The organism is Chryseobacterium sp. FH1, from assembly GCF_000735135.1.
In the GTDB taxonomy this organism is placed as follows: domain Bacteria; phylum Bacteroidota; class Bacteroidia; order Flavobacteriales; family Weeksellaceae; genus Epilithonimonas.
Map to the genome: position 1 here is coordinate 123,661 of NZ_JPLZ01000001.1, position 24,534 is coordinate 148,194.

Consider the following 24,534-nt stretch of genomic DNA (forward strand, 5'->3'; position numbering starts at 1 on the left):
ATCCAAACTTCGTTAAGGTTCGCAAGTTAACATAAAATGAAATTTTGACCGAAGAGAATTATCTTAAGAAATGTTAAAATAAACCGCTGAAATTTTAATTAATTTTAAGAAACTAAACGTTGAAATTGTCAAGAATTTTGTCTACGATAATTTGAGCGAGCTTGATTTTGCTTTGGCTCGTCCAGCCAGCAAGATGTGGCGTAACAATCACTTTGTCAGAATCTAAAAGAAATTTTAAATCCATATTCTCTACTTCCAGATTTTCAAAAGATGACTTTTCAAATTCCAGAACATCCAAACAAGCTCCAAGAACCTTTCCCGCTTCAATTGATTGTACTAAAGATTTCGTTTTAAGATTTTTCCCTCTGGCAGTGTTGATGAAGTAGAAATTCTTGTCCATTTTGGAAATGAAGTTTTCATCAATTAAATAATGTGTTTCCGCCGTCAAAGGAATATGAAGACTGAGAATATCTGCTCGGTTCTGAAGTTCTTCCAAAGATACCTGCGTTGCAAATTCGTCGGAGAGGTTTGGGAGAATGTCGTAGAAAATTACCTGAACACCAAAACCTGAAAGTCTTTTCGCAACCGCTTTTCCCATATTGCCGTAACCGATGATTCCGAAAGTTTTTCCCAGCAATTCGTCGCCACGGTTTTCTTCTCGTTTCCAAATACCATTTCTTACTTCATTCGAAGCAATAAAAAGTTTGTTCATCAAGATCAGCAACATGCCGACAACGTGTTCCGCCACGGAATCTCGGTTTCCTTCTGGAGAATTGATGAGTTTAATATTTAATTTGTCAGCCGTTTGGATATCGATATTTTCCATTCCAGCTCCTACTCTCGCAATGAATTTGAGATGGGAAGCTTTGGTCAAGAAATTTTTGTCTAATGGAATTCGGCTTCTTATTATAATGCCTTCATAATCCGAAATCTTATCCAAAACCTTATCGTAAGATGACGTATGATCTTCTTCCACCACAAAACCTTTCGCGGTAAGTTGTTCAGAAATTAACGGATGATTTTTATCGAGTTGAAGGATTTTCATTGAATAAATTTTTAGAAATTAGATTTTAGAGATTGATCATCCAAATCTTAAATAAAAAAAACGGACAAGAGCCCGTTTTGTATTTTTAAATTATGACTCAGTTCCAAGGAACAATTTTTTGAGTTCCACAGAATCCGTTGGTTTCATTCTTCCGGAAAGGATGAGGGATAATTCTTTTCTTCTTTTTGCGGCTTCAAAACGCTCAATTTCTAATTCGGTTTCAGGAACCAATTCTGGAACTCTTGCTGGTTTGCCATCAACATCAATTGCCACAAAAGTGTAGATACCTGAGTTGGTATGTATTTTTTTCTGATTGATGGGATCATCTAACCAAACGTCCACATAGATTTCCATAGAGGTTGAAAATGCTCTTGAAACTTTGGATTCCAAAACCACAATTCCACCTTCTGGAATTGGGTGGTCAAAAGAAACATGATTTACGGAAGCTGTCACCACTCTACATTCACTGTGTCTGGTAGCAGAAATAGATGCTGCGCGATCCATTCTTGACAATAGTTCGCCTCCGAAAAGATTTCTTAATGAATTGGTTTCGTTGGGTAAGACGATGTTCGTCATTACAGTAAGGCTATCTATTGATTTTTTGGATGTTTGCATTCTTTATCGGTTTTATACTGTCTATTTTAATTGTATCTTGTTTGGGAATAATGACTGCAGGCGAATGTTTTGATTTCACCGCTGTTTTCTTTGTTGGAATTTTTGAAGATTTGCCAAACATCAATTCTGTATCACCAAAAAGGAAAAGTGCCGAAGTTCCAACAACGACAAGTGATAGGAATGTCCAAAGCACACTCTTGTTCAAACTATAATCTTCGGTTAAGATTTTAACTTTGGATTTTGACTGCTTCAGGCTTTCCAGATTGACTGCTTCCAATCCGAAAACGTCGTCACTATTGTCTGCTATTTTGACTACATTTTTATTATCATCAAATTGAAATTGACCTAGGTTTCCAAGGCTGAGAATATTTCCGTCTTGTAATTTTTGAATCCATTTTGAGATTTCTGTTTTCAAACTCATTTGAGTTGTAAACAGATTGGTTTGAGTCTCTTCTGCAATGTATTTTGCTAAATGATTGTCAAAAACTGTGGGCTGATAATGGAACGCAACAACCTCTTTTGGTGGCGTGATGATGGAACTTTCTGCATCTATTTTTGCAGATTCTTTTGATAGTTCGAAAACTCCAAAATCCGGAACTTCTGCCTTGTGATGCTTCAGAAGATATTGATATAGATAATACTCAAAATTCATTGGCACAAAACTACATATTTTTTGATGTTAAAGGAAATAAAAAAGCCTGCATTTTACAGCAAGCTTTTGAAAATGATATGAATAGTTAAGGTCTAGTGAGCAAATTTCACAACTTCTGAAACGCCAGCTCCAGAAATCTTAACCAAATACAAACCTTTTTGATTTAGGTTCAAATCGATTGGAATTCCAGTCGCGTTTACTTTCATTGTTTTAATTACTTTTCCACTGAAGTCGAAAACAGTAAGATCTACATTTCCTTTCGCAGAAGTAAATAATTTACCAGAAGCTACTTGAGATTTTGCTTTTCCATTTGCGTCTACCACAGCCATTGTAGATAGTGTAGTTGGTCCTTCCAAGTCTCTATCAGCAGATTGACGAGTCGCTCCGTTGCTTTGATCCTTCATCACTATCCCAATTCTTTGAACCACAGTTCCCGCAGGCATTGTGTTGTTAGAATCTGAGAATAGTTTTGTGTTCAGATTGATGGTACCTACATAAGCATTCTCTGTTGCATTCCAAGTCAAAGTAGAAGTGGAGTTTGACCACGCATCACCAAAGTTTCCTTTGTCGTTATCGCCATCTGTTTGAGAAGACCAAACGTGCAAGTAAATTGTTGATGCACCCTGAGGATCGAAGAAACTCCAGTCTGCAGATTTACCATAAGTTAGTTTGAACTCACCGTTGCTCACGGTATGAGTAAGTTGCCCGAAAGCAGAGACACCTGCCAACATAGCAAGGCCTAGAAAATAAAATTTTCTCATAATTTGTTAATTTTTAAGGTCTATATACATTTAGTTCAACACTTCTCACATAGCTTTATGAACTAAATGTAAATCTAACATTAATTTTAAATTAACAAAGAAAAAAAATTAAATCAGACCTTAAAAACAATCAACTCATTGATTATCAGATTTAAAAATTTAATTCATCCTTAAAGAAAGCCCGAACATAAAGTTAATTCCAGCTTGCGAAAAATAATACGGATCACCATAAATGTATCCATTATTCACATATTTGGTGTTTGTGAAATTATTTAACAAGAATCTTAATACCACTTCATTTTTTTTGAAAGGCAGTTTATAGGACATATTGAAATCTGGAACCAAATAATCATCCAATTGATTTACTTGATTTCCGGAATTGTCCAAGTATTGCTTCCCAACATATTGCGCTGTAACACCCAAACTGAAATTAGAAAAAGGTGAATAGATGACATTTCCATTGGCAATTACATTTGGCGAGAACGAGATGTCTGTTTTTCCGTAATTGATCAATCCTTCTTCTGTTTCTGCAATAAATTCTCTGTTTTTGTTGGAACTAAATGTGGTGTTTCCTGACAATTGCAGCTTTTCGGAAAGCTTTGCCAAAACGCCGAGTTCGAGACCGACTCTGGAACTTTTACCGCTGTTTGTACGGATGAACTCGCCAATATTATTGATCTGACCATTCAACACCAACTGATCTTTGTAATACATATAGTATGCATTCGCCGTGAAAGCCACTTTGCCAATCTGCTGTTCCCAACCTGCTTCGAAATCGTGAAGGGTTTCTGCTTTTGTGTCAGGATTTGCGAAAAGGTCATCCCTGTTCGGCTCGCGATGTGCGTTGGCGTATGATAGGAAAATCTTACCATTTCCCACATTATAATTAACCCCAGCTTTCGGATTGAAGAAAGTCCATTTTCTGTATAGATCTACGCCTTCATCGTCACCTTGCTGAAGAACTTTGGTGTCATAGCCAATATTTCTCAATTGCAGATCTCCAAAGAATTCGAATCTATTCAGTTTATAGATTGCTTTTGCAAAACCGGAAACTTCATTCTTCAGAGAGCGATTTCTGTAATATTCGTGTTCCTGGATCTCGGTAAATTTCACTCCGGTTACATTTCCAAAATGCCATCCGTAATATTGATTGGCAACAGCACCGACGTTAATATCAAGATCGCCCAGCTTTCCATACAAAGTTGAAATAGCACCATAAAAATCATTATCCAGCCATTTTTTTCTGATAAAATCCGCCCGCTCCACAATCGTTGCTCCATCCATCATATTTGGCAGATTATATCTTGAAAAACGATTGGCCTGACGGTAGTTTTCATAATAACCCTTTCCTTTTGTGTAGTGCGCAGTCGTTTCCAGTTTCCACTGATCGGAAAAACGCTGATTCCATAAAAGTTGATAATGGTTTTGTCTGTAATTATCTGTCTCGTTGTCATAGAAACTAGAAATATTGCCGTCTTCATCATATATAGCTCCAGAAAAATTGTATTTCGGATTGGTTTCCCAAGTTGCCTTATCAATTCCGTTCCAAGCTTGGTAGGTTTTCTCTTTCCCTCCAAAAGCCAACAATCTCAACTCTGTATTTTTCTCTTGAAACAAGGCAGAAAAGTTGTATGAATGAAGGTCGGAAAACGCTCTGTCGATGTAGCCATCGGAATGGATGTGCGTGTATCTTCCCATCACCGATAGTCGGTTCTTCCAGAATTTCCCAGAATTGATCTCTCCTGAATACTTATACGTATTGAACGACCCATAAGAATTATCAGACCTCACAGAAAATGTTTCCGATGGATCTCTGGAAATCACATTCACGCTCGCCCCGAAAGCCGAAACACCATTTGAGGAAGTTCCAACACCACGCTGAATCACAATTTGGGAAGCCGAACTCGTCAAATCCGGAACATTCACGAAGAAAGTTCCTTGCGATTCGGAATCGTTGTATGGAACGCCATTCAACATGACATTGATACTTGTTCCCGATGTTCCTCTAATTCTTAATCCTGTGTAACCAACGCCATTTCCTGCATCGGAAGTGGAAACTACGGACATTTGGTTTTTCAAAAGAATTGGTAAATCCTGACCCAGATTTTTGTCTGCCAGCTCTTTTTCAACATTGATGATCGACTTTGCAACCGGCGTTCGTTTGGTAAATTCTACAGCTTGAATGCTTGTAACTTGTACAGAATCTGTAGTTTGTGAAAAATAGAACGGAGCAGTGAACACTCCTAAAAAAAGTAAACCTTTCATTCTTAAAAAATTTTGTTTGTTAAAATTATTTTAGAATAAAAGGGGCGACTATAGATATAAATGATAAATTATGGTTGACAACTGATTTTTATAACGTTATTATTGATCAATTATCTTTTATCACTCATCATTTATAATGAATGTTTCCCTAAACAGCATTACCTGTTCTAGGTTCATTGGGTATAATCTCAGCTTGTGACAGCACCCCTTAAATTTCTGAACGCGAAATTACAAATATTTTTTAATTAATAGGCTTTATTTTTTTCATCAACATAGAAATATTCTTTCCCGTCTTTGGAAACTTCAAAAAGATGGGCCGTTTTCCACGAGAGATTGGTTTTGATATCGCTATAAATAAATGGGATGATGATTTTGTTCTGCTTATCTACAATACCAAACTTATCATTATAAACCGCCACCAGCATTGGATTTTCTTTATCGCTATCTAAAACGTACAACATTTGATATTGAGGATAGATATGAAAATCTTTATAGGATGACAGATCGACTTTTTCTTTACTTACCAATCCATACAACCCATTGAGCACAAAAGCTTTATACTTTGGAGATTCATAACTGAGAGAGCATTTTCCCAGATCAGAAGCTTTGTATTGATAAATTCGCTTTCCTTTTTGATTGATCCTGTATGAAATTTGGTTTTTCTCCACAGTAGCATAATCTGCTGAACCATAAATTCTCAGCTTCGGATTTGGCGAGTTGAGTAAATTACAATCCTCCGAAAAAAACATGGCGATATGGTATTCGGGGTTGATGACAATTTCACCTTTCTGATTGATGTATCCAGATTTCCCTTGAATAGTCTGGGGAATTAGATTTGGAATAAGGTCTGCTTTCATCTGAGATATTCCCAAAAGAAAACAGCCAGTAAATATTATGGTCAGATATTTTTTCATCTTATTGCTTCGCGCTTATACTTATATATAAAATCTTTATACAAGCCTGTGTTCCTTAACAACAAAAATACCAAAACTATCATTAATAAAGAAAAAATAAAAAATTTGCTCTTCAAAAAATTTGTAGCGCCGGCTTTCATTTGTTTATTTCCCAAAAATTTAATTGAAACAAAAACAATCGCAACCGCTAAAGACAAAACAAACAATGGATTGTATGTGAAAGCTTCCAAAAACCTAAAATGCAAAAGCTCATGCAAAGCCCTCTGAGCACCGCATCCTGGACAATCATAACCAGAAACAGACTTTAGTGGACATTTTAAAAACAATGAACTTTTAGAAGGATCTATCAAATAATAAATACAAACAACACCACTTAAAAACACAAAAATTGCGATTTGTTTTTTATGGGTTTTGAGTAATGATTTGATTTGCAACATATTTGGATAAAACAACTTGGGTTTGTAAAGTAAAAATTAATCTGATAAAAATACATAAAATAGAAAAAACATATCTAATTTATTTTGAATCTAAATTAATCTAATCGTTTAAAAGCGTATAATTTCGTAAATTTGTGCGGTTTGAACAGAATTAAACTCTATCAACACTCACTTTGTCAAATAACAAACCGCGACAAAGGACAACATCGGATATTATAATCGTACAGATTGCAAACGTCTGTGTTTTTATAAATCTACTTTTAAAATAAAAAAAGACTTCTATTTATGAATATTTATCAGGATTACATCCAAGAGATCGAAGAAAGAAAAAACCAAGGACTTCACCCAAAACCAATTGATGGTGCGGAATTACTAAGCGAAATCATTTCGCAGATCAAAGATTCGAACAACGCACACAGAGAAGACTCTCTTCAATTTTTCATTTACAACGTTTTGCCAGGAACCACAAGTGCGGCAAACGTGAAAGCTCAGTTTTTGAAGGAGATCATTTTGGGAGAATCTGTAGTAAATGAAATAACACCAGCTTTTGCCTTTGAGTTGTTGTCTCATATGAAAGGTGGACCTTCTATCAAAGTATTGTTGGATCTAGCTTTGGGTAATGATGAAAATATTGCTAAAGAAGTTGCAACTGTTCTTAAAACGCAGGTTTTCCTTTACGAGGCAGACACAGATCGTTTGAAAGAAGCATTCAACAATGGAAATACAATTGCAAAAGAACTAATTGAAAGTTACGCTCAAGCTGAATTTTTCACGAAACTTCCAGAAGCTCCGGAAGAAGTAAAAGTGGTAACCTATATCGCTGGAGAAGGTGATATCTCTACGGATTTATTGTCTCCAGGAAATCAAGCGCACTCAAGATCCGATCGTGAACTTCACGGTTTGTGTATGATGACGCCAGAAGCGCAACAAGAAATCAAAGCTTTACAAGCACAGCATCCTGACAAAAGCGTAATGCTAATCGCGGAAAAAGGCACAATGGGTGTTGGATCATCCAGAATGTCCGGCGTAAACAACGTGGCACTTTGGACAGGAAAACAAGCAAGTCCGTATATTCCTTTTGTAAATATCGCACCAATTGTTGCCGGAACAAACGGAATCTCTCCAATTTTCTTGACGACTGTTGACGTGACTGGAGGAATTGGAATTGATCTTCAAAACTGGGTGAAAAAAGTAGATGCAGAAGGAAATGTGATCCGTAACGAAAACAACGAACCAATCCTTGAAGAAGTTTACTCTGTAGCGACTGGAACAGTTCTTACCATTAATACAAAGACCAAAAAATTATACAACGGCGATCAGGAATTGAAAGACATTTCTAAATCTTTCACGCCACAAAAAATGGAATTCATCAAAGCTGGTGGTTCTTACGCCATCGTTTTTGGGAAAAAATTACAAACTTGGGCATCTAACATTTTAGGAATCGAAATCCCTACCGTTTATGCACCATCAAAAGAAATCACAAAAGAAGGAGTCGGTCTTACCGCGGTAGAAAAGATCTTCAACAAGAATGCTGTTGGTTTAGCGCCAGGTAAAGTTTTACACGCTGGATCAGACGTAAGAGTTGAAGTGAACATTGTTGGTTCTCAGGATACAACCGGTTTGATGACTGCTCAGGAATTGGAATCGATGGCAGCTACTGTTATTTCTCCGATCGTTGACGGTGCTTACCAATCGGGTTGTCACACTGCTTCGGTTTGGGATAAAAAAGCGCAGGCTAATATTCCAAGATTAATGAAATTCATGAACGATTTCGGATTGATCACAGCACGTGACCCGAAAGGCGAATACCACGCAATGACAGACGTTATTCACAAAGTTTTGAATGATATCACGATTGACGAATGGGCAATTATCATCGGAGGAGATTCACACACGAGAATGTCCAAAGGTGTAGCTTTCGGAGCGGATTCAGGAACTGTAGCTTTGGCTTTGGCAACTGGAGAAGCTTCTATGCCAATCCCGGAATCTGTGAAAGTGACTTTCAAAGGTGATATGAAAGCACACATGGATTTCCGTGATGTTGTTCACGCGACTCAATTGCAAATGCTTCAGCAATTTGGCGGAGAAAATGTTTTCCAAGGTAGAATTATCGAGGTTCACATCGGAACACTTCCAGCTGATCAGGCATTTACATTCACCGATTGGACCGCAGAGATGAAAGCAAAAGCTTCAATCTGTATTTCTGAAGATGATACTTTAATCGAATCATTGGAAATCGCAAAAGGCAGAATCCAGATTATGATCGATAAAGGAATGGATAATCATCTTCAGGTTCTTCAAGGTTTAATTAACAAAGCAAACAAGAGAATCACTGAAATTAAATCTGGCGAAAAACCAGCTTTGACACCGGATTCCAATGCAAAATATTTTGCTGAAGTAGTGGTTGATCTTGACGCAATCGTTGAGCCAATGATTGCCGATCCAGACGTCAACAACGAAGATGTTTCTAAAAGATATACGCACGACACGATCAGAGATTTGACTTATTACGGAGGCGATAAAAAAGTAGATCTTGGTTTCGTAGGGTCTTGTATGGTACACAAAGGTGATTTGAAGATCGTTTCTCAAATGTTGAGAAACATCGAAAGACAAAATGGCAAAGTTGAATTCAGAGCGCCACTTGTTGTTGCTGCTCCAACTTACAACATCATAGATGAGTTGAAAGCAGAAGGCGATTGGGAATTATTAGAAAAATACTCAGGTTTCGAATTCAATGACAACGCTCCGAAAGGCGCTGCTCGTACTGAATATGAAAATATGATGTATTTGGAACGTCCAGGTTGCAACCTTTGTATGGGTAATCAGGAAAAAGCGGAAAAAGGAGATACCGTTTTGGCCACTTCTACCCGACTTTTCCAAGGTAGAGTTGTAGAAGATTCTGAACGTAAAAAAGGAGAATCTTTGTTGGCTTCTACACCGGTTGTCGTTCTTTCTGCAATCATCGGAAGAATTCCAAATATCGAAGAATACAAAGCCGCGGTAGAAGGCATTGACCTGACAACTTTCGTTCCTTCTATTAAAGAATTGGTTACAGTTGGTCATTAATAAAAATTATTAAAACTTTTAAATTATAAATTTAAAGGTTTGATGCAATTAACCCCTTCAGAGTTTTAAGCTCTGGAGGGGTTTTCTTTTCTAGGCAGTTGGAGCCTTATCAAGTTTTGAAACCAGGACAAGGCTTTTTAGTAGAAAGATATCGATATAATAGGATTCAAGATTTATTAGTTTAGAACATTTCCATATTAAACACTTTAAGTTTATTTTAACTAAAATTTGAATCATCCAACTCCATTTTTTATTAACTTGATAGTTGCAAAATATTGTGACCATTTGCCTTATTTATAATCATTTAAGGAATGTAGGAACAAAATTTGATGACTACAAGACGAGAACTTTTCCCCGTTAAATCAAGGAAAAGTTGAATTATTAATTATAAAATAAAATCGAGATATGACTTTTGACTTAGATATGATTAAAAAGGTTTATTCTGATTTCGAAACCAGAGTGAACGATGCAAGAGCTTTTATGGGAAGACCTCTTACCTATTCCGAAAAAATCCTATGTGCACACTTAGATGTAAAGCAGTCGAAAGAAGCTTTCAAACGTGGCGGATCTTATGTGGATTTTGCACCCGACAGAGTGGCGATGCAGGATGCTACGGCTCAAATGGCGCTTTTGCAGTTTATGCAGGCAGGTAAAGTGAAGGTTGCAGTTCCATCGACGGTTCACGCAGATCACTTGATCCAAGCAAGAGTGGGTGCAGAGAAAGATTTAATCGAAGCTGAAAATAAAAACAATGAAGTTTATCAATTCCTTCAATCTGTTTCTAACAAATATGGCATCGGGTTTTGGAAAGCCGGCGCAGGAATTATCCACCAAGTAGTTTTAGAAAATTACGCTTTTCCAGGCGGATTGATGATCGGAACCGATTCGCATACTGTAAACGCAGGCGGACTAGGAATGGTCGCGATTGGTGTTGGCGGTGCTGATGCTGTTGACGTGATGGCAGGAATGCCTTGGGAACTTAAATTCCCGAAAATGATCGGCGTTAAATTAACCGGAAAACTAAATGGTTGGACTGCTGCGAAAGATGTTATTCTAAAAGTTGCCGGAATTCTGACCGTAAAAGGTGGAACTGGAGCAATTGTCGAATATTTCGGACCAGGCGCAGAATCTTTGTCTTGTACAGGAAAAGGAACAATTTGTAATATGGGTGCAGAAGTTGGCGCAACCACTTCAATTTTTGCATATGACCAAAATATGAGCAAATATTTGAGATCTACCGACAGAGAGGATTTGGCCGATGCCGCGGATGCAGTAGCTCACGTTTTGAAAGCCGATCCAGAAGTCTTAGAAAATCCTGCACAATATTTCGACGAAGTGATCGAGATTGATCTCAGTACATTGGAACCATATCTTAATGGACCTTTCACACCGGATTTGGCAACGCCTATTTCTCAAATGAAAGAGATTGCTAAGAAAAACGGCTGGCCAACAAAAATTGAAGTTGGATTGATTGGTTCTTGTACCAACTCATCCTACGAAGATATCGCAAGAGCAGCCTCAATTGCAAAACAAGCGAAAGAAAAAAATCTCGAGGTAAAAGCAGAATACACAATTACACCTGGATCTGAACAAGTAAGATTCACAGTTGAAAGAGATGGATTTTTAAAAACCTTCGATGAAATTGGTGGCAAAGTTTTCGCTAATGCCTGCGGGCCGTGCATCGGACAATGGGCACGTGAAGGAGCTGAGAAACAAGAGAAAAACACCATCGTTCACTCATTCAACAGAAACTTCTCCAAACGCGCGGATGGCAATCCGAACACTTACGCTTTCGTAGGTTCACCAGAATTGGTAACTGCCTTGGCAATTGCAGGAGATTTGACCTTCAATCCTTTAACTGATAAACTGAAGAATAAAGATGGCGAAATGGTACTTCTTGACGAGCCAAATGGCGATGAACTTCCAAGATTGGGATTTGATGTTGAGGATCCAGGATATATTGCGCCAGCTGAAGATGGTTCTAAAGTAGAAGTTGTAGTTTCTCCAACGTCTGACAGATTGCAGTTATTGGAACCATTTGAACCTTGGGATGGTAAAAATATTACAGGTGCGAGACTTCTGATCAAAGCGTACGGAAAATGTACAACCGATCATATTTCTATGGCTGGGCCTTGGTTGAAATATAGAGGACATCTTGACAACATTTCAAACAATATGTTGATTGGCGCTGTAAACGCCTTCAATATGGAAACCAATACTGTAAAGAATGAAGATGATGGACTATATAAACCAGTTCCAGACTCTGCAAGACAATACAAAGCTGATGGTGTTCCGACCATTGTAGTTGGTGATGAGAATTATGGTGAAGGTTCTTCAAGAGAACACGCCGCGATGGAGCCAAGACATCTTGGTGTAAGAGCAGTTTTGGTAAAATCATTTGCAAGAATCCACGAGACAAATCTTAAAAAACAAGGAATGTTGGCTTTGACATTTGATAACAAGGAAGACTACGATAAAATCCAGGAAGATGATGTGATCAACTTTTTAGATCTGGATCAGTTTGCGCCTGATAAACAGTTGTCTGTAGAGTTTGTTCACGCAGATGGAACCAAAGATGTGATTGTTACAAACCACACTTACAACCCTGGACAAATTGGTTGGTTCAAAGCCGGTTCTGCGCTTAACCTCATCAAAATGATGGAAAAACAACAGAACTAGGATTTTTTAGTTTTCAAATATGAAAAATGCCTCGCAGATTTGTGAGGCATTTTTATTTTTGTCCAATTTCTTATTATGAGTTTAGACTCAAATTATTTTTCCATATTATGGGTATGATTTTAAGTGGTGTTCATTATACAGAAAACTTACATAATTCTAATATATTAGGTCATGAATACAATTCTAAGTTAAGACATAAAAAAGGCTTAGATTCTCATCTAAGCCCTAATAAAAACAATTATGATAAAAAATCTAGTTTTTAATGATCTTAAATCTTTTAACTTTTCCATCTACCGTCGTTGCTTCTACGATATATGTTCCAGTAAGAAGACCAGCAACATTTACTTTTACTTTAGATTCATTCAAACTATTTCCTAGAACTTTCTGTCCAACCATATTGTAAACTGCTACGTTTACTAATTTTTCGTCAGCAGAAATGTTTAATATATCTTTTACTGGATTCGGATAATAAGACAAGTTTTTATTATCAATGTCATTAACTCCAAGATCCTCAGCTAAACAAACACCATTGATCTTGTAAACAAACTCTCCGTTACCAAGAAGTCCCCAAGCATTGGTATTAGCATTATAAAACGCAGCAGGCTGCCCTTGAATATCGGCCGATGTAGCTTCCCAAGCCAACGCATCGCCTCTCATCTCCAACCAATATTTACCTTTTGGAAGTTTGATTGGACTGTCAAGATTCACAATGTAACGGTGAAAATAAAAATCAAACTCAACACCTGTCACCAAATCATGAACAATCTTTCCGTTTGAGAAAGCGATTTCTTCGCCTGGCAATCCATTTTCATCTTTTAGAACTGCAAAACTAAAAGATGTAGCAAAATTGGCAACTGAAGGTTCAACAGAATTGATAGTGAATGAGCCAGCCTCAACTTCGAAGTCAACTGCTAAACGTTGATCTGTAGCTCCATTAAGAAGGAAAGCATCTTCAATCCCATTAGAAACAGCTTCTCTGTTACATGCATTAGGATCTAATACGCTTACTTCAAAAGTTGTGAATAAATTAGAATCATCAACAGATGTAGCTTTTACAACTGCAAAACCAGCCTTCACTCCTGTCACTAATCCCCCATTGTTAATTGATGCAAAGTCTGAACCTGACTCTAATGTCCAATTAACATTCTGTGAAAGGCCTTGTGCATTCACCACAGCTTTCATCTGTAAAGTTTCACCTATGAAAACCTCGGCATTTGATCCACTTAAAGTACTTATTACAACTGGCATTGGTGTACAGTTTCCGCTAATATCAAAAATAGCATCAAAACCACCTTGTCCTAGTTTTCTCCAGCCATTGCCATCGAAATTATCAAAGTGATAATCACTGCCTATGCCTCCAACCTCTGGTGTTGTATCCCAATAAACTTCTTGTGATGTGTTTGCTACAGGCATTATCCAATATGTTCCTTGATCAAAAGCAAGGGATTCTGGTAGATTCAATTCTATTTCATATTGACTGATGAAATCTCCATAAGACTGAATGAATTTTTTGGATGATGGTACAACATTCACGACTTCCTTAATCAGTTCTCCAGGAGCGCCATTATCATTTTTAAGAAACTTAATCGTGTAAGAATTATTTAAATTTCCAGGTGCATGAAGGATGTTCATTCTCAAAGTTGAAAGGTTGAACCTAGTTCCCTGTGCTACCACAAAGTCATCTGCACTGTTGATAATATTATTACTGATCCCGTATCCAAATCCGCTCAAAATAGTTTCGTTACCTTGCCCACATCCACTTTTGAATACGTTGATTCTAATCTCACCGAATAATGTTCCATTTAAATGGGTAGCCCTTACAATAGCAAATCCTTCTTGCAAGCCTGTTACCAGACCAGTAGTACTCACACTTGCAACTCCAGCACCTTGTTGAACAGTCCAATTCACTTTTTGATCAGCCTCAAGTGGAGTTACCTCAGCCTTTAACTGCAAAGTACCGCCAATTGTGAAAATATCAGCGTTGCTACCATTAGCTGTTTTTAAAGAAATACTTTGCGGTGCAATGTCACTATTTTGGTTCTTTAATGTAACAGCAAATGTCTTAAAAATAGAACTGTTTTCCAAAGAAGTTGCTTTAACAGAAACAACTGCATCTGAAGCTATTGCAGTAACCAAACCTGTATTACTAACAGTTGCAAAAGTTCCTCCCTCGAACATACTCCAAACTACATTCTGACTTGCAGCTTCTGGAAAGACTGCTGCTTTCAACTGTAGTGTCCCATTGTCCTGGATAATCTCTGCAGGTACATTATTTTCAGTGGTAATTTCTATGCTTTCCGCTGCTACAACAGCCAAATTCAATTTTTTAACTGATAATTTACCTAAACCAGAATCTGCGAAAGCAAGAAATAAATTCCCGAAACTATCTACTGCCAAAGAATTATAAATACCTTGTCCTTCCGACGCAAAGCCTGTCCCAGCCTGTGCCCAGGAATTGGTAGTTTCGTTGTAAGCAAAAACAAAGTTTCTAAGCATATCTTCATCTTCCCATTTACTAACTGCTACATATACGATATCGTTAGCCCCAATTGCTATGCTAGTGTGCTTAGTTCTATATTGTGAAAAGTTTTCAGCTCCTAGTTGCGACCAAGTGCTGCCATCGAACTTTTTCACGTTCAGCTTATTTCCACCAGCGGGAGCAGACACGTAAGCAACAAATAAATGATTATTACTATCAATTGCAATAGAAGAATTGTAATCTTCTATGTTTGGTGCAGGTGCTAAATTTGCAATGCCACCAACGGGTTGCCATGCAGTTGTAGAACTGGCATTAACGTCGTTTTCGTAGACATGCAAATTACCATTGTTGTTGAAACTCACATATATTTTCCCATTGGTCCCAATAACCATGTCAAGGAAATAAGGCACCCCTCCGGTAAAGCCGGTAGCTCCTACTTGTTGCCAAACACCATTGACCAATTTTTTGACAGTCCCAGAATTTTCATTGTTCGCAGCAAATAAGGTATTATCAGATGATATTGCCGATGTGTTGAAGTTAATACCAGCATTAGTCATATTAGGTAATTGAGTCCAGGCATTGTTCTCAAATTTGCGAACCTCCATTCCTGTTGCAGGATAAGCCGCCTGATTGGTAAAATATATAATACCATTGCTATCTACAGAGGTAGAATTGTAAGTTGTAAAACTAGGCGTAATACCTGGAGAACCTCCAACATAAGACCAGCTGGTACCATCAAATTTCTGTACAGATCCTTTCAACGCATCAGCATCAAAATAACCAACTATCAACTTGTTTTGAAAATCATTGACCAAAGTCAATCTTCCTGCTACTCCAGTAGAAATCCCCGTGGAAGTACCCACTGGTTCCCATACCTGAGCATGTAATTGTCCAAACAGCAAAAGCCACAAGAGCACTGCGTAATTTGTAAAAGTTTTTTTCATAAAAAATTATTTAAAGTTGTTCTAATAAAAACACAACCAAATGTACTTTTATCATTCAACTAAATAACGAAAAACTGATACACAATGCTTTACTTTACACCTACAATTCACATACACAACACATACTCACTCCTGTAAATCAGATATTTAAAAAAATCAAATTGTTTCAAACCAATTATAAATATCAGAGTTACTTGGAATATCAAGCCGTTTTCGAATCCTGTGCTTTTTGTTTTGAACCGTTCTTGGTTCTATGAAAGTAATCTTTGCAATCTCCTTTGTTGAAAGTTTCAATTTCAGATAGGCGCAAAATTCTATTTCTGAATTAGAAAGACCAGAATTAATGTTTCTCAGTTTTTCTGAGAAGTCGGGATATGCATTTTCGAAAGCAAACATAAAAGAGGGATCATTTTCTTTTAAAAGACTTAATAGCTTGTTGTAGGTTTCGTGTGGCTCTTCTTTGGATGCTCTTTTTTTTCTTATCAGTACAAAACTCCAAATCAATAGACCCACGGATATTGTTATGACAACCGTTAATACAATATTATTTAAGGTTTCTGATTTTCCATCTTCCTTTTTGTCTTTTGCAATCACCTCATGGAGTGAATTATATTTACTTTGAAGCTCCGATATTTCATTTTGCTTCAGCTTGTTTTCATAAATGATGGCACTATCCTTCTTTCCTGTAAGTTTGTAGAGTTCAGCAATGTCTTTGTAAAGATTATTTACATTTAGTTGATCTCCCACTTTTATGGTCAATTCTAGTGCTTTATGATAGTAGAGCAATGACTTTTTATAATCTTTTTTCACTTTATTGACTTTTCCAAAAACCTGGTAGTTGGTGATCATTACTTTGTCATCAATATTTTCTGAAGTCCCCAGTTGCACAGATTTTCCCGCAAAATAATTAGCAGAATCTATGTTATAGTTAAGATATAGGCTGGCAATGTTGGAATAGTTTAGGTATTGGAAGCTTTTAATCTGCTTGGGATCGTCCAATTCATTATAACTGTCAATCACTTGATAAAGCTTCTTCACAGCTTTTCTTGGTTCTCCTTTGTCCGCATAAACATTGGCAAAACTGTTTAGCACATTGGCCTTTGCAAAGAATATTTTAGAATTTTTGGACTTGTCTTTTTCTAATGTTTTATAGGCAATATCAAGATGATAAAGTGCCTTATCATAAAATTGATTGATAGAATATGCTTCTGCCATATAGACATTCCCCATAGAAACTGAATACAAGTCTTTGTACTCAATTGCTTTCACTTCAAGATTTTCGGAAGCTTTCAATAGGCTGTCAATCTTGTTCTTACTGTAGAAATATCTACACTTTCTGTCCAAAAGTTTCAACTCTGAAAGAGAATCTTTCACTTCCCGAGAAGACTTTAAAAGAGGATCAATCTGCAGATAGGCTTTGTCAATATTTTTCACAAAAAGCTTTGCATTCTCAGTCACTTTTTCTTTAAGTGCATTGTTTCCATGAGTTTGCGATAAACATCGAAATCCGGTGAATAAAAATAAAATTATTGTAAATTTATATACTATTGAATTTCCAGTAAACATCTAAATAAAATATTGTACAATTATTGATCTGATCATTTTGAACGAATAAAGGTATCATTTTTTAATTAATTTTAAAAATAGAATAATGATCTGTCTATTCAAGGATACAATTTTTAAATTTAGTTTGTGCCTATATCATTCAACAATCAAATTATATTTTTTAAATAATTAATTTTCATAAAAATATTTAAATACATTATTACATTTAACCATCACAAAATCAGAATGATTCTTAAATTTCTAAACAATACATATACAGCCAAAACAAAAATCCATGGAAATTAATTACATCAATCATTGCTAAACTTGTTTACTGTTGTTTGTCAAAAAGAAAGAGTCCAGCATAACACCGAACTCTTTTCTACATTGAAAAATATTTTGAATATCCGCTAGATATAAGAGATGAAAATCATTATCACTATTTTTTAATGAATTTTTGTGTCGTTTTTTCACCAAATTTACTTGTCAACTCCAGAACATAGTTACCAGAAACCAATTTCTGGGCATTGATCTTCTTGTCGGAAGATTTACCTGTCAAAACAACTTGACCTGCAACATTGTAAACCTGATAAGATAATTCACTAGAATCTTTTGATTGGATATTGATCACATCTTTTACAGGGTTTGGATATATTACAAATTGGTTTTCCTTATTAATATCAGAAACAGCCAAGACATCTTTAATATTCAAAGAGTAATCCTCTACTTGTCCGAGATTAATTGTTGAACAGGAAGTTGGCGTTTGATTATAAGCGGCCTGCACTCTAACCCTTACAACTCCTGTTGATGCAGTAGTCGGGATAGTAAAAGTGCCAGTAACTGCATTTGCATTGGTAGCTGTTGTTTGTGACCATACATTTTCACCGGTATCAGTTAATAATCCATTGTTGTTGTAATCGATATACAATCTATATCTCAAAGGATATACAACGCCAGACCAAGTAGGTGTAATCGTTATTGTATAAGTTTGCCCCTTCGTTACATCCGTAGACAGATATGAGAAATCTTCATATCCCGCACTTCCAGTACTTTGGTTATCAATTGTATTAAGTTTTATGTTCTTTATTTTCATATAACTTGTATTTGTAGCTTGGGAAGCACAATAAGTATTACCATTTGCTAGTGTGGTAACCGGAACCGGATTGGTAAAATTAGATTTATTACCCGCTTCATCTTTTGCTTCCACTTTGAAGTTATATGTAGTAGATTCGGTAAGTCCTGTCACATAGTATGCTGGCTTGTACGTTGTTCCCAGCAAGACATCATCTTTATAAACATTATAACCATCCAAAGCAAAATTATCTGTTGATGGTGTCCAAGTAAGGTAAGTGGAAACATTGGTTGTTGAACTTGCTGTAAGATCAAGCGGTGTAGAGGGTACTGTTGTATCCGTTCCGTCAGGGTTATATTTTGTTCCCAAACCTACTGCATAAAATGCATTCTGCGTAGCAATAGCTTCTGGAGAATCAGCTCCGTAAAGCTCCGTTGCAACCTGGATGCCTAAGTCACGGGTGTTGAGGTATGTTGAAATAGGAGTCAAAAAAGCAGTCTCTAAACGATACACTATTTTGGATGCCTTTTCGAAACCAATGCCTGTCACATCATATGATTTTCCAATATCATTCGTACCTGTTTTTCCTTGAACCAAAACATAGTACCAGTGGTTAAGAACACCACTATTTGTATGCACACCACAATAATCATTAGTATCTGATGACGGCGTGATACAGCCTTCTTCAACATTTGCAGGAAGCCAGTTTTCACCTTGGTAAGTATCAGGTTGACCTGTAGATTTTGGATTGCTCATTGATCTAAGATAGAAAGGAGAATACAAGGTAATGTCCTCTCCAATAAGGAACGCTTGTTTATTGGGCATGTAAGTATGTTCAACCACTGCTCCCCATATATCCGACAGTCCCTCATTTATGGCCCCAGATTCTCTTTGATAAGCAAGAGCTGCGGATGTTGAGCAGACCCCGTGTCCTAGTTCATGTGCCGTAATATCAAAAGCAGTAACAGGGTTAAAGGTTGAGGTTCTGTCGCCATCTCCGTAAATCATAAAAGATCCTGTCCAAGATGCATTATTGTAATTATTGCTGTAATGTATATAACTTCTAAGAAGCGTTCCGTTACCGTCATAACTGTTTCTGTTATGTATATTCTTGAAGTAGTCGTAAGTTTTCTCAATACCGAAATGGGCGTCCAAAGCAACGTTATCAAAAGCAGAATTATCAAACTCTTCGGCAGACCAATTATTATCTACATCTGTAAAATCAACCGCTAATGAGGTGTTGCCACTTTTTTTTAAATTCAATGTTCTAATGCCATTGCCTCTGGTTTTATCGTAGAGAATGTAGCTTGTGCTTGCTGTGTTGAGAGAAGTTGTTATAGTCTGAGCACCACTATATCTTGTAGCCGCATTCCCAGTTTCAAGTTTTTTAATTTTATTTTTAAGTTCAGAGTCTTTTACGTTTGAAATGATTTCATGTGTATCTAGTTCCTTTTGCAAAACACTTTCTGAAGCGTGTTTCATAATAGCGTCACTCAATAATACTTTGCCATCAATTGCGCTGACATAAATGTAAGCCCTGCTTATAGGTTGAGATGCAAAAACATCAAATTTATAAGCCAAAGTCAACTTATAACTTTTGTCTGCCTGTTGTATTGGCAAAAGCACCAATTCTCCTAATGGTTTTTTATAATCATCAACGTTGCTGTTGGGATCCTCCCACATATACTTTTCTGCACCAACGCTTTCGATAGCATGATTGAGTGCTACTTGCGGTGATATCTTTGAAACCACATTTACATTAGCAGTATTGAAGATCTCGCCATTCATACTGATAAGATTATCATTTTTGTAATGCAGATTGTAGATCCCAAATTCAACAATCACATTATTGTGATACAATTGATATTTCTCGTCAAGGAATTTGCCATTGGAATCTTTTTCTGATTTACTAAGTTTTAATTCTGCACCTGGAGACAACCTCAGGACTTCCTTAAACAGATCTGTTTTGGACTTAGATGCCAGATTTGCATTGTTTTTAAACGTGACAAGACTTATATTACCGTTTTTCTCAGTAATTGTTTTGTCAATATATTCTTGTGCATTTGCAGAAAAGCCAAAGCCTATCAATCCGCACAAAAGGACAATTCGTAAAAGTTCTTTCTTCATATCTTAAATATTAAATTCTTTTAAAAAAGTATATTTTTAATTAGTCAATTATTCAATTAATATTACAAGAGCAAATTCCCTCTAATATTAGAGTTACGGCAGTTACATCAGCGGTAATTTATTTCATCAATACAATCTAAAACAGAAAATTTGAATGTTGCATCTACGATAGTAAAAGTTCCTCTATTTCCGGTAAATAGCGGATTAGCTTCAGAACCACTTTTATGAATAATCAAGGTATTCTCTACTGCCAGAGATCCATTTCTAATTATGTTATCAAGCAAGCTGAGGTATAAGAAACACCATATTGCTTTTTCATTATAAAATATCCTATTATAAAATCATTAATAGAATCAACATTTTCGCAATCACAAATGTAATCGAATAGCCCAAAATTAACATAAAACAACATACACGATTGCTTACTTTGCGAAAAAACCAATATACACAACAGATACTCTCATTTGACTTTCAAATAGTTACAAATAACATTTCTTTCAATAAATAAGACAAAAAACCAGAGCAAAAGTCTTGCTCTGGTTTTCTTGGATTGTTTTAACAGTAATTCTATGGTGGATTTTCAGGAATGGTTATCCTAAAGTTTATTATCGTTCATTTCTGGTTCTGACTTGCAAAACTTAGATTCAAATCTTTGTTTCCACATCTGCTTCATCTTTTCCCGTTCTTCCTCGGTTCCGCAAAATCTGTTTTCTAATTTTTGTTTCCACATATCCCTCTCATCATTTCCAAAACCATTTCGATTTCTGAATTTCTCCTTCGCATTGGCCAATCCTCCGAATAGTATTTTTGAGATGACCAAAATCCCAAGTGACTGCCAATAAGTGATCGCCTTTACGCCTAAAACATCAGGCAAAACCATATTCCAAAGCCATTGGAAAAACCAAATAAACAATCCAATTGCCACAATAATGCAAGGGAATGCCAACCAAAATTTCTTTTTATGCTTGTTCATTTTCTTAAAATTAATTTTTCAAATCGTTGTAAAGTCTCTGCAGTCTTTTACGCAAATGTTTTACCGCGTACGATTTTCTACTGATAATTGTTTTGATGTTTTCGCCCTCTTCGTCGGCAATTTCCTGTAAGGTTTTATCTTCCAATTCATTCTGAATATAAACCTTTTTCTGCTTTTCTGGCAGTTCGTCCAGGGCCTTCATCAGCTCGTCCCAGAACATATCTTTGAACATGGCGATTTCCGGATTGTTGCTGTCATCTGCCAAGAGAATGTCTTTTACATTCAACTCCCCGTCTTCGTCCTGATAGACAAAATCTTCCAGAGATTCCGTTTTCTTTTTGCGATAGCTGTCGATGATTTTGTTTCGGGTAACCGAATATAACCAGGCACCAACATTTTCCAACTCATTCAGGTTGGTCAATCGGCTGGTTTGAAACCAAACTTCTTGTAGAATATCTTCTGCATCCTCCGTCTTTGCCACTTTAGAATTGATAAAGCGCAAGAGTTGAGAGCCGTAATTTTTTACGACTTCCGTAATAGAGACAGATTTAGTTTCGGTCATTTGCTGTAAAGATAGCGAGTCCATATGAATATGACGGCATTCGCAAATTTTTACTTTAAAATTTCTTAAAATACTTTTAATTGTGGCTAGGACACGCCTATACTAAGTATTAAGTAATTTTTCTTTCATCTGCGTGTTTGCAAATGCAAAATTGACAGACTTTCCTTATTAAAAGCAACAGTAATTTACAACTTAGAATATGACAGATATAATTTTTTATTTTTTAATTCTCAAAAAGAATTCGGATTTGTAAGTTTCGCCGATCGGGATTTCTTTTCCAGAATTGAGAAAGACATTTCTGACATCGATCTTCTTGATTTTATCAAGGTTGAGAATGAAAGATTTATGAACTCTGGCAAAGTTTTCCGGCAGTTGACTTTCCAAAGATTTTAAAGTGTCGAGGACGATATATTCCTGATTTTCTGTTTTGATGTTGACATAATCTTTGATGCTTTCGACATAAAGGATCTCATTAAAATTGATCTTATGCTGTTGTCCGGAAGACTTGACAAAGAAATACGAATTTGCTGAAGTTTCGGTTTGAAATCTTTCTTGCGCTTTCAACGCACTTTTCTCGAAGCGATCGAAAGAAATTGGTTTGAGAAGATAATCGATGACATTGTGCTCGTAACCTTCCAAAGCGTATTCTGAATACGCGGTCGTCAAAATATATTTCAATTTGTCGCCAACGATTTTCATAAAATTGATTCCCGAAAGTTCCGGCATTTGAATGTCAAGGAAAATCAAATCGGCTTCATTTTTTTGAATATATTCCAAAGCTTCAATAGGATTTTCTGTAGAAAAAACAAGTTCGAAAAATGGAATTTTCTCAACGTAACTTTCCAACAAAGAAACTGCAAGTGGTTCGTCGTCTACAACGATGCATTTTATCTTATTCATTAATTTACTTCTGTTATACTTTTACAATGTCGCTCCAACGGAGCTTTGATAATCTTGGAAACAATCTCTACAAACATTTTGCTCCTACGGAGCTTGGCAATATCATTTCAAATCGATTTTCAAATCTACAGAAAATTCGGTTTCGGTTTCTGTGATGTTCAGTTCGTGTTTTTTCGGATACAGGATTTCCAATCGTTTTTTCACATTGTTGATTCCAATTCCGGAAAGTGAATCTTTTGACCTTTGCTTTTTGCAGTTTAGAAGATGGAAATTCAAAGTTTGATTGTCATCAGAAATATTCAAAGTAAATCCCTTGTCTTTGAAATCGCCGTGTTTGAAAGCATTTTCTACGAACGGAACTAGAAGCATCGGTGAAATGTTAAGATTTGGATGGCTGATATTTTTATTAATAATGAGTAATTCCGGATTTTTGATCCTCAGTTTTTCCAGTTCTATTAAACTTTCCAGATAACCGATTTCCTTTTCCAATGAAATAAAATCTTTCTCCAAATCCTTCGTGCTGTATCGCAACAACTGGCTCAATTCCTGAATCGCCGGCAGAGCTTTGTCAGAATTTTGATAAACCAGAGAATAGATATTATTAAGAGAATTAAAAATAAAATGAGGATTGATCTGGGTCTTCAAAGCCTGAAGTTCCGAGTTTTTTTTCTGCTCCATCAACTCGCGTTTTTCTTGCTCGGATTGTGTCATCAATTTTAACAAAGAAAAAACGGTGCTTACAAAAATGGTCGTAAAGCTGTAATAGATATTGTCGTAGAAATAAAATCCCAATCCGGTTTTCTCATTGTAATTTCTAAATCCAAAAAACGCGGGCAAAAACATTTCTTCCACTGAATAGCGAAGCAAAACAAAAAATGCAACGCTTATAAAATATCCAATTACAATTTTGTAAAGCTTATTAATATCGAAAAATCTGGGAACAACAACGAAATAGTTGAAGTAAAAACAGAAAAAACTGATAACGAAAAACGTCGCTGAAAAAACAGGAAATGAATGATCATAAAAAACGATTGAGATAATCTGCTGAATCAAATATAATCCCCAATAAAAAAAGTGGAGAAAGTAAAGTTTATTTGTTTTCATCTTAATTCTTTGTTGTTAATCAAAATCGGTTTTGACGAAGCGTAATGCAAATGTATGGAAATCGATTCTGCATTTGGGTTTACCAAAATCAGACGGCTTTTTTTAGGCAATCTGTAATTGAATTCCGAAAGTGCTTCTATACTTTTTTGCATTGTCAGTTCAGAAACCAATTCCAAATTGTCATCCGACAGATTTTTGATTTCTAAAGTTGCGGGCGCTTTTATTTTATTAATGACAAGGCTGTCGCCAGAAGCAATCGTCATTGTTTTCCAAACATCTACTCTATGCTTTCCAATGCAGGAAGTCATAGAAGCCAAAATCGAAATGAGAATTATTTTTTTCATAGTTCAAAAGTAAAACGTTCTACGACTTCAAATCCATAAGATTCTACAAA

Annotated in this window: 17 protein-coding genes and 1 riboswitch; of the genes, 2 read left to right on the forward strand and 15 right to left on the reverse strand. The window is 36.3% G+C overall.

Features of this window, described 5'->3' with window-relative positions; translation table 11 throughout:
* Positions 1-112: 112 nt before the first annotated feature.
* The 7 genes from IO90_RS00635 to IO90_RS18230 form a co-directional block, all read right to left on the reverse strand.
* Positions 113-1,045 carry a 2-hydroxyacid dehydrogenase gene (locus tag IO90_RS00635; protein ID WP_034962907.1) on the reverse strand — a complete coding sequence of 311 codons (933 nt, stop codon included), beginning with the start codon at positions 1,043-1,045 and terminating at the stop codon, positions 113-115.
* A gap of 90 nt (positions 1,046-1,135) precedes the next feature.
* On the reverse strand, positions 1,136-1,660 hold the full coding sequence (locus IO90_RS00640) for an acyl-CoA thioesterase (RefSeq protein ID WP_034962909.1): 525 nt from the start codon (positions 1,658-1,660) through the stop codon (positions 1,136-1,138).
* Positions 1,632-2,312 (reverse strand): hypothetical protein, encoded by a 681-nt coding sequence (locus tag IO90_RS00645; RefSeq protein ID WP_034962911.1) that lies wholly within the window; start codon positions 2,310-2,312, stop codon positions 1,632-1,634. The genes IO90_RS00640 and IO90_RS00645 overlap by 29 nt, the downstream gene beginning before the upstream one ends.
* 92 nt (positions 2,313-2,404) lie before the next feature.
* A complete protein-coding gene (locus IO90_RS00650) occupies positions 2,405-3,073 on the reverse strand; it encodes a T9SS type A sorting domain-containing protein (protein WP_081871755.1) in 669 nt (222 codons plus the stop codon).
* 159 nt (positions 3,074-3,232) lie between these two features.
* Complete coding sequence (locus IO90_RS00655; protein WP_034962917.1) at positions 3,233-5,338, reverse strand: TonB-dependent receptor; 2,106 nt, start codon at positions 5,336-5,338, stop codon at positions 3,233-3,235.
* Positions 5,339-5,466: 128 nt separating this feature from the next.
* Positions 5,467-5,557: riboswitch (TPP riboswitch) on the reverse strand.
* 26 nt (positions 5,558-5,583) lie between these two features.
* Positions 5,584-6,252, reverse strand: coding sequence for a WG repeat-containing protein (locus IO90_RS00660; RefSeq protein WP_034962919.1), 669 nt, complete (start codon positions 6,250-6,252; stop codon positions 5,584-5,586).
* Entirely contained in the window at positions 6,249-6,689 is a 441-nt protein-coding gene (locus IO90_RS18230; protein ID WP_051878143.1) for a DUF2752 domain-containing protein, read from the reverse strand. Before IO90_RS18230 ends, IO90_RS00660 begins: the two co-directional genes overlap by 4 nt.
* A gap of 285 nt (positions 6,690-6,974) precedes the next feature.
* Here IO90_RS18230 and IO90_RS00670 point away from each other — a divergent pair, with 285 nt between their 5' ends.
* Positions 6,975-9,755, forward strand: coding sequence for a bifunctional aconitate hydratase 2/2-methylisocitrate dehydratase (locus IO90_RS00670; protein WP_034962920.1), 2,781 nt, complete (start codon positions 6,975-6,977; stop codon positions 9,753-9,755).
* 405 nt (positions 9,756-10,160) lie between these two features.
* Positions 10,161-12,434, forward strand: coding sequence for an aconitate hydratase (locus IO90_RS00680; protein ID WP_034962924.1), 2,274 nt, complete (start codon positions 10,161-10,163; stop codon positions 12,432-12,434).
* Between the two features lie 252 nt (positions 12,435-12,686).
* On the opposite strand, the gene IO90_RS00685 is transcribed toward IO90_RS00680, so the two are convergent.
* The 8 genes from IO90_RS00685 to IO90_RS00720 form a co-directional block, all read right to left on the reverse strand.
* Complete coding sequence (locus IO90_RS00685; RefSeq protein WP_165570229.1) at positions 12,687-15,830, reverse strand: Ig-like domain-containing protein; 3,144 nt, start codon at positions 15,828-15,830, stop codon at positions 12,687-12,689.
* Between the two features lie 183 nt (positions 15,831-16,013).
* Complete coding sequence (locus tag IO90_RS00690; protein ID WP_165570230.1) at positions 16,014-17,291, reverse strand: helix-turn-helix transcriptional regulator; 1,278 nt, start codon at positions 17,289-17,291, stop codon at positions 16,014-16,016.
* Between the two features lie 550 nt (positions 17,292-17,841).
* Complete coding sequence (locus IO90_RS00695) at positions 17,842-20,601, reverse strand: M4 family metallopeptidase (RefSeq protein WP_034962930.1); 2,760 nt, start codon at positions 20,599-20,601, stop codon at positions 17,842-17,844.
* Positions 20,602-21,196: 595 nt separating this feature from the next.
* On the reverse strand, positions 21,197-21,574 hold the full coding sequence (locus IO90_RS00700) for a hypothetical protein (RefSeq protein ID WP_051878145.1): 378 nt from the start codon (positions 21,572-21,574) through the stop codon (positions 21,197-21,199).
* A 10-nt stretch (positions 21,575-21,584) separates the two neighbouring features.
* Positions 21,585-22,136: an RNA polymerase sigma factor gene (locus IO90_RS00705; protein WP_228374627.1), complete on the reverse strand. Its 552-nt coding sequence runs from the start codon at positions 22,134-22,136 to the stop codon at positions 21,585-21,587.
* Positions 22,137-22,352: 216 nt separating this feature from the next.
* Positions 22,353-23,036 (reverse strand): LytR/AlgR family response regulator transcription factor, encoded by a 684-nt coding sequence (locus IO90_RS00710; protein ID WP_034962935.1) that lies wholly within the window; start codon positions 23,034-23,036, stop codon positions 22,353-22,355.
* Positions 23,037-23,138: 102 nt separating this feature from the next.
* Positions 23,139-24,140, reverse strand: coding sequence for a sensor histidine kinase (locus IO90_RS00715; protein WP_034962937.1), 1,002 nt, complete (start codon positions 24,138-24,140; stop codon positions 23,139-23,141).
* Positions 24,137-24,484 carry a hypothetical protein gene (locus IO90_RS00720; RefSeq protein WP_034962938.1) on the reverse strand — a complete coding sequence of 116 codons (348 nt, stop codon included), beginning with the start codon at positions 24,482-24,484 and terminating at the stop codon, positions 24,137-24,139. Before IO90_RS00720 ends, IO90_RS00715 begins: the two co-directional genes overlap by 4 nt.
* Between the last annotated feature and the right edge of the window lie 50 nt (positions 24,485-24,534).

Bases quoted from the DNA above. Each gene is read 5' to 3' on its own strand.
- IO90_RS00715 (WP_034962937.1), bottom strand. From the start codon at position 24,140: ATGAAAACAAATAAACTTTACTTTCTCCACTTTTTTTATTGGGGATTA.
- IO90_RS00680 (WP_034962924.1), top strand. From the start codon at position 10,161: ATGACTTTTGACTTAGATATGATTAAAAAGGTTTATTCTGATTTCGAA.
- IO90_RS00650 (WP_081871755.1), bottom strand. From the start codon at position 3,073: ATGAGAAAATTTTATTTTCTAGGCCTTGCTATGTTGGCAGGTGTCTCT.
- IO90_RS00660 (WP_034962919.1), bottom strand. From the start codon at position 6,252: ATGAAAAAATATCTGACCATAATATTTACTGGCTGTTTTCTTTTGGGA.
- IO90_RS00710 (WP_034962935.1), bottom strand. From the start codon at position 23,036: ATGAATAAGATAAAATGCATCGTTGTAGACGACGAACCACTTGCAGTT.
- IO90_RS00655 (WP_034962917.1), bottom strand. From the start codon at position 5,338: ATGAAAGGTTTACTTTTTTTAGGAGTGTTCACTGCTCCGTTCTATTTT.
- IO90_RS00695 (WP_034962930.1), bottom strand. From the start codon at position 20,601: ATGAAGAAAGAACTTTTACGAATTGTCCTTTTGTGCGGATTGATAGGC.
- IO90_RS00645 (WP_034962911.1), bottom strand. From the start codon at position 2,312: ATGAATTTTGAGTATTATCTATATCAATATCTTCTGAAGCATCACAAG.
- IO90_RS00700 (WP_051878145.1), bottom strand. From the start codon at position 21,574: ATGAACAAGCATAAAAAGAAATTTTGGTTGGCATTCCCTTGCATTATT.
- IO90_RS18230 (WP_051878143.1), bottom strand. From the start codon at position 6,689: ATGTTGCAAATCAAATCATTACTCAAAACCCATAAAAAACAAATCGCA.
- IO90_RS00635 (WP_034962907.1), bottom strand. From the start codon at position 1,045: ATGAAAATCCTTCAACTCGATAAAAATCATCCGTTAATTTCTGAACAA.
- IO90_RS00705 (WP_228374627.1), bottom strand. From the start codon at position 22,136: ATGACCGAAACTAAATCTGTCTCTATTACGGAAGTCGTAAAAAATTAC.
- IO90_RS00720 (WP_034962938.1), bottom strand. From the start codon at position 24,484: ATGAAAAAAATAATTCTCATTTCGATTTTGGCTTCTATGACTTCCTGC.
- IO90_RS00640 (WP_034962909.1), bottom strand. From the start codon at position 1,660: ATGCAAACATCCAAAAAATCAATAGATAGCCTTACTGTAATGACGAAC.
- IO90_RS00670 (WP_034962920.1), top strand. From the start codon at position 6,975: ATGAATATTTATCAGGATTACATCCAAGAGATCGAAGAAAGAAAAAAC.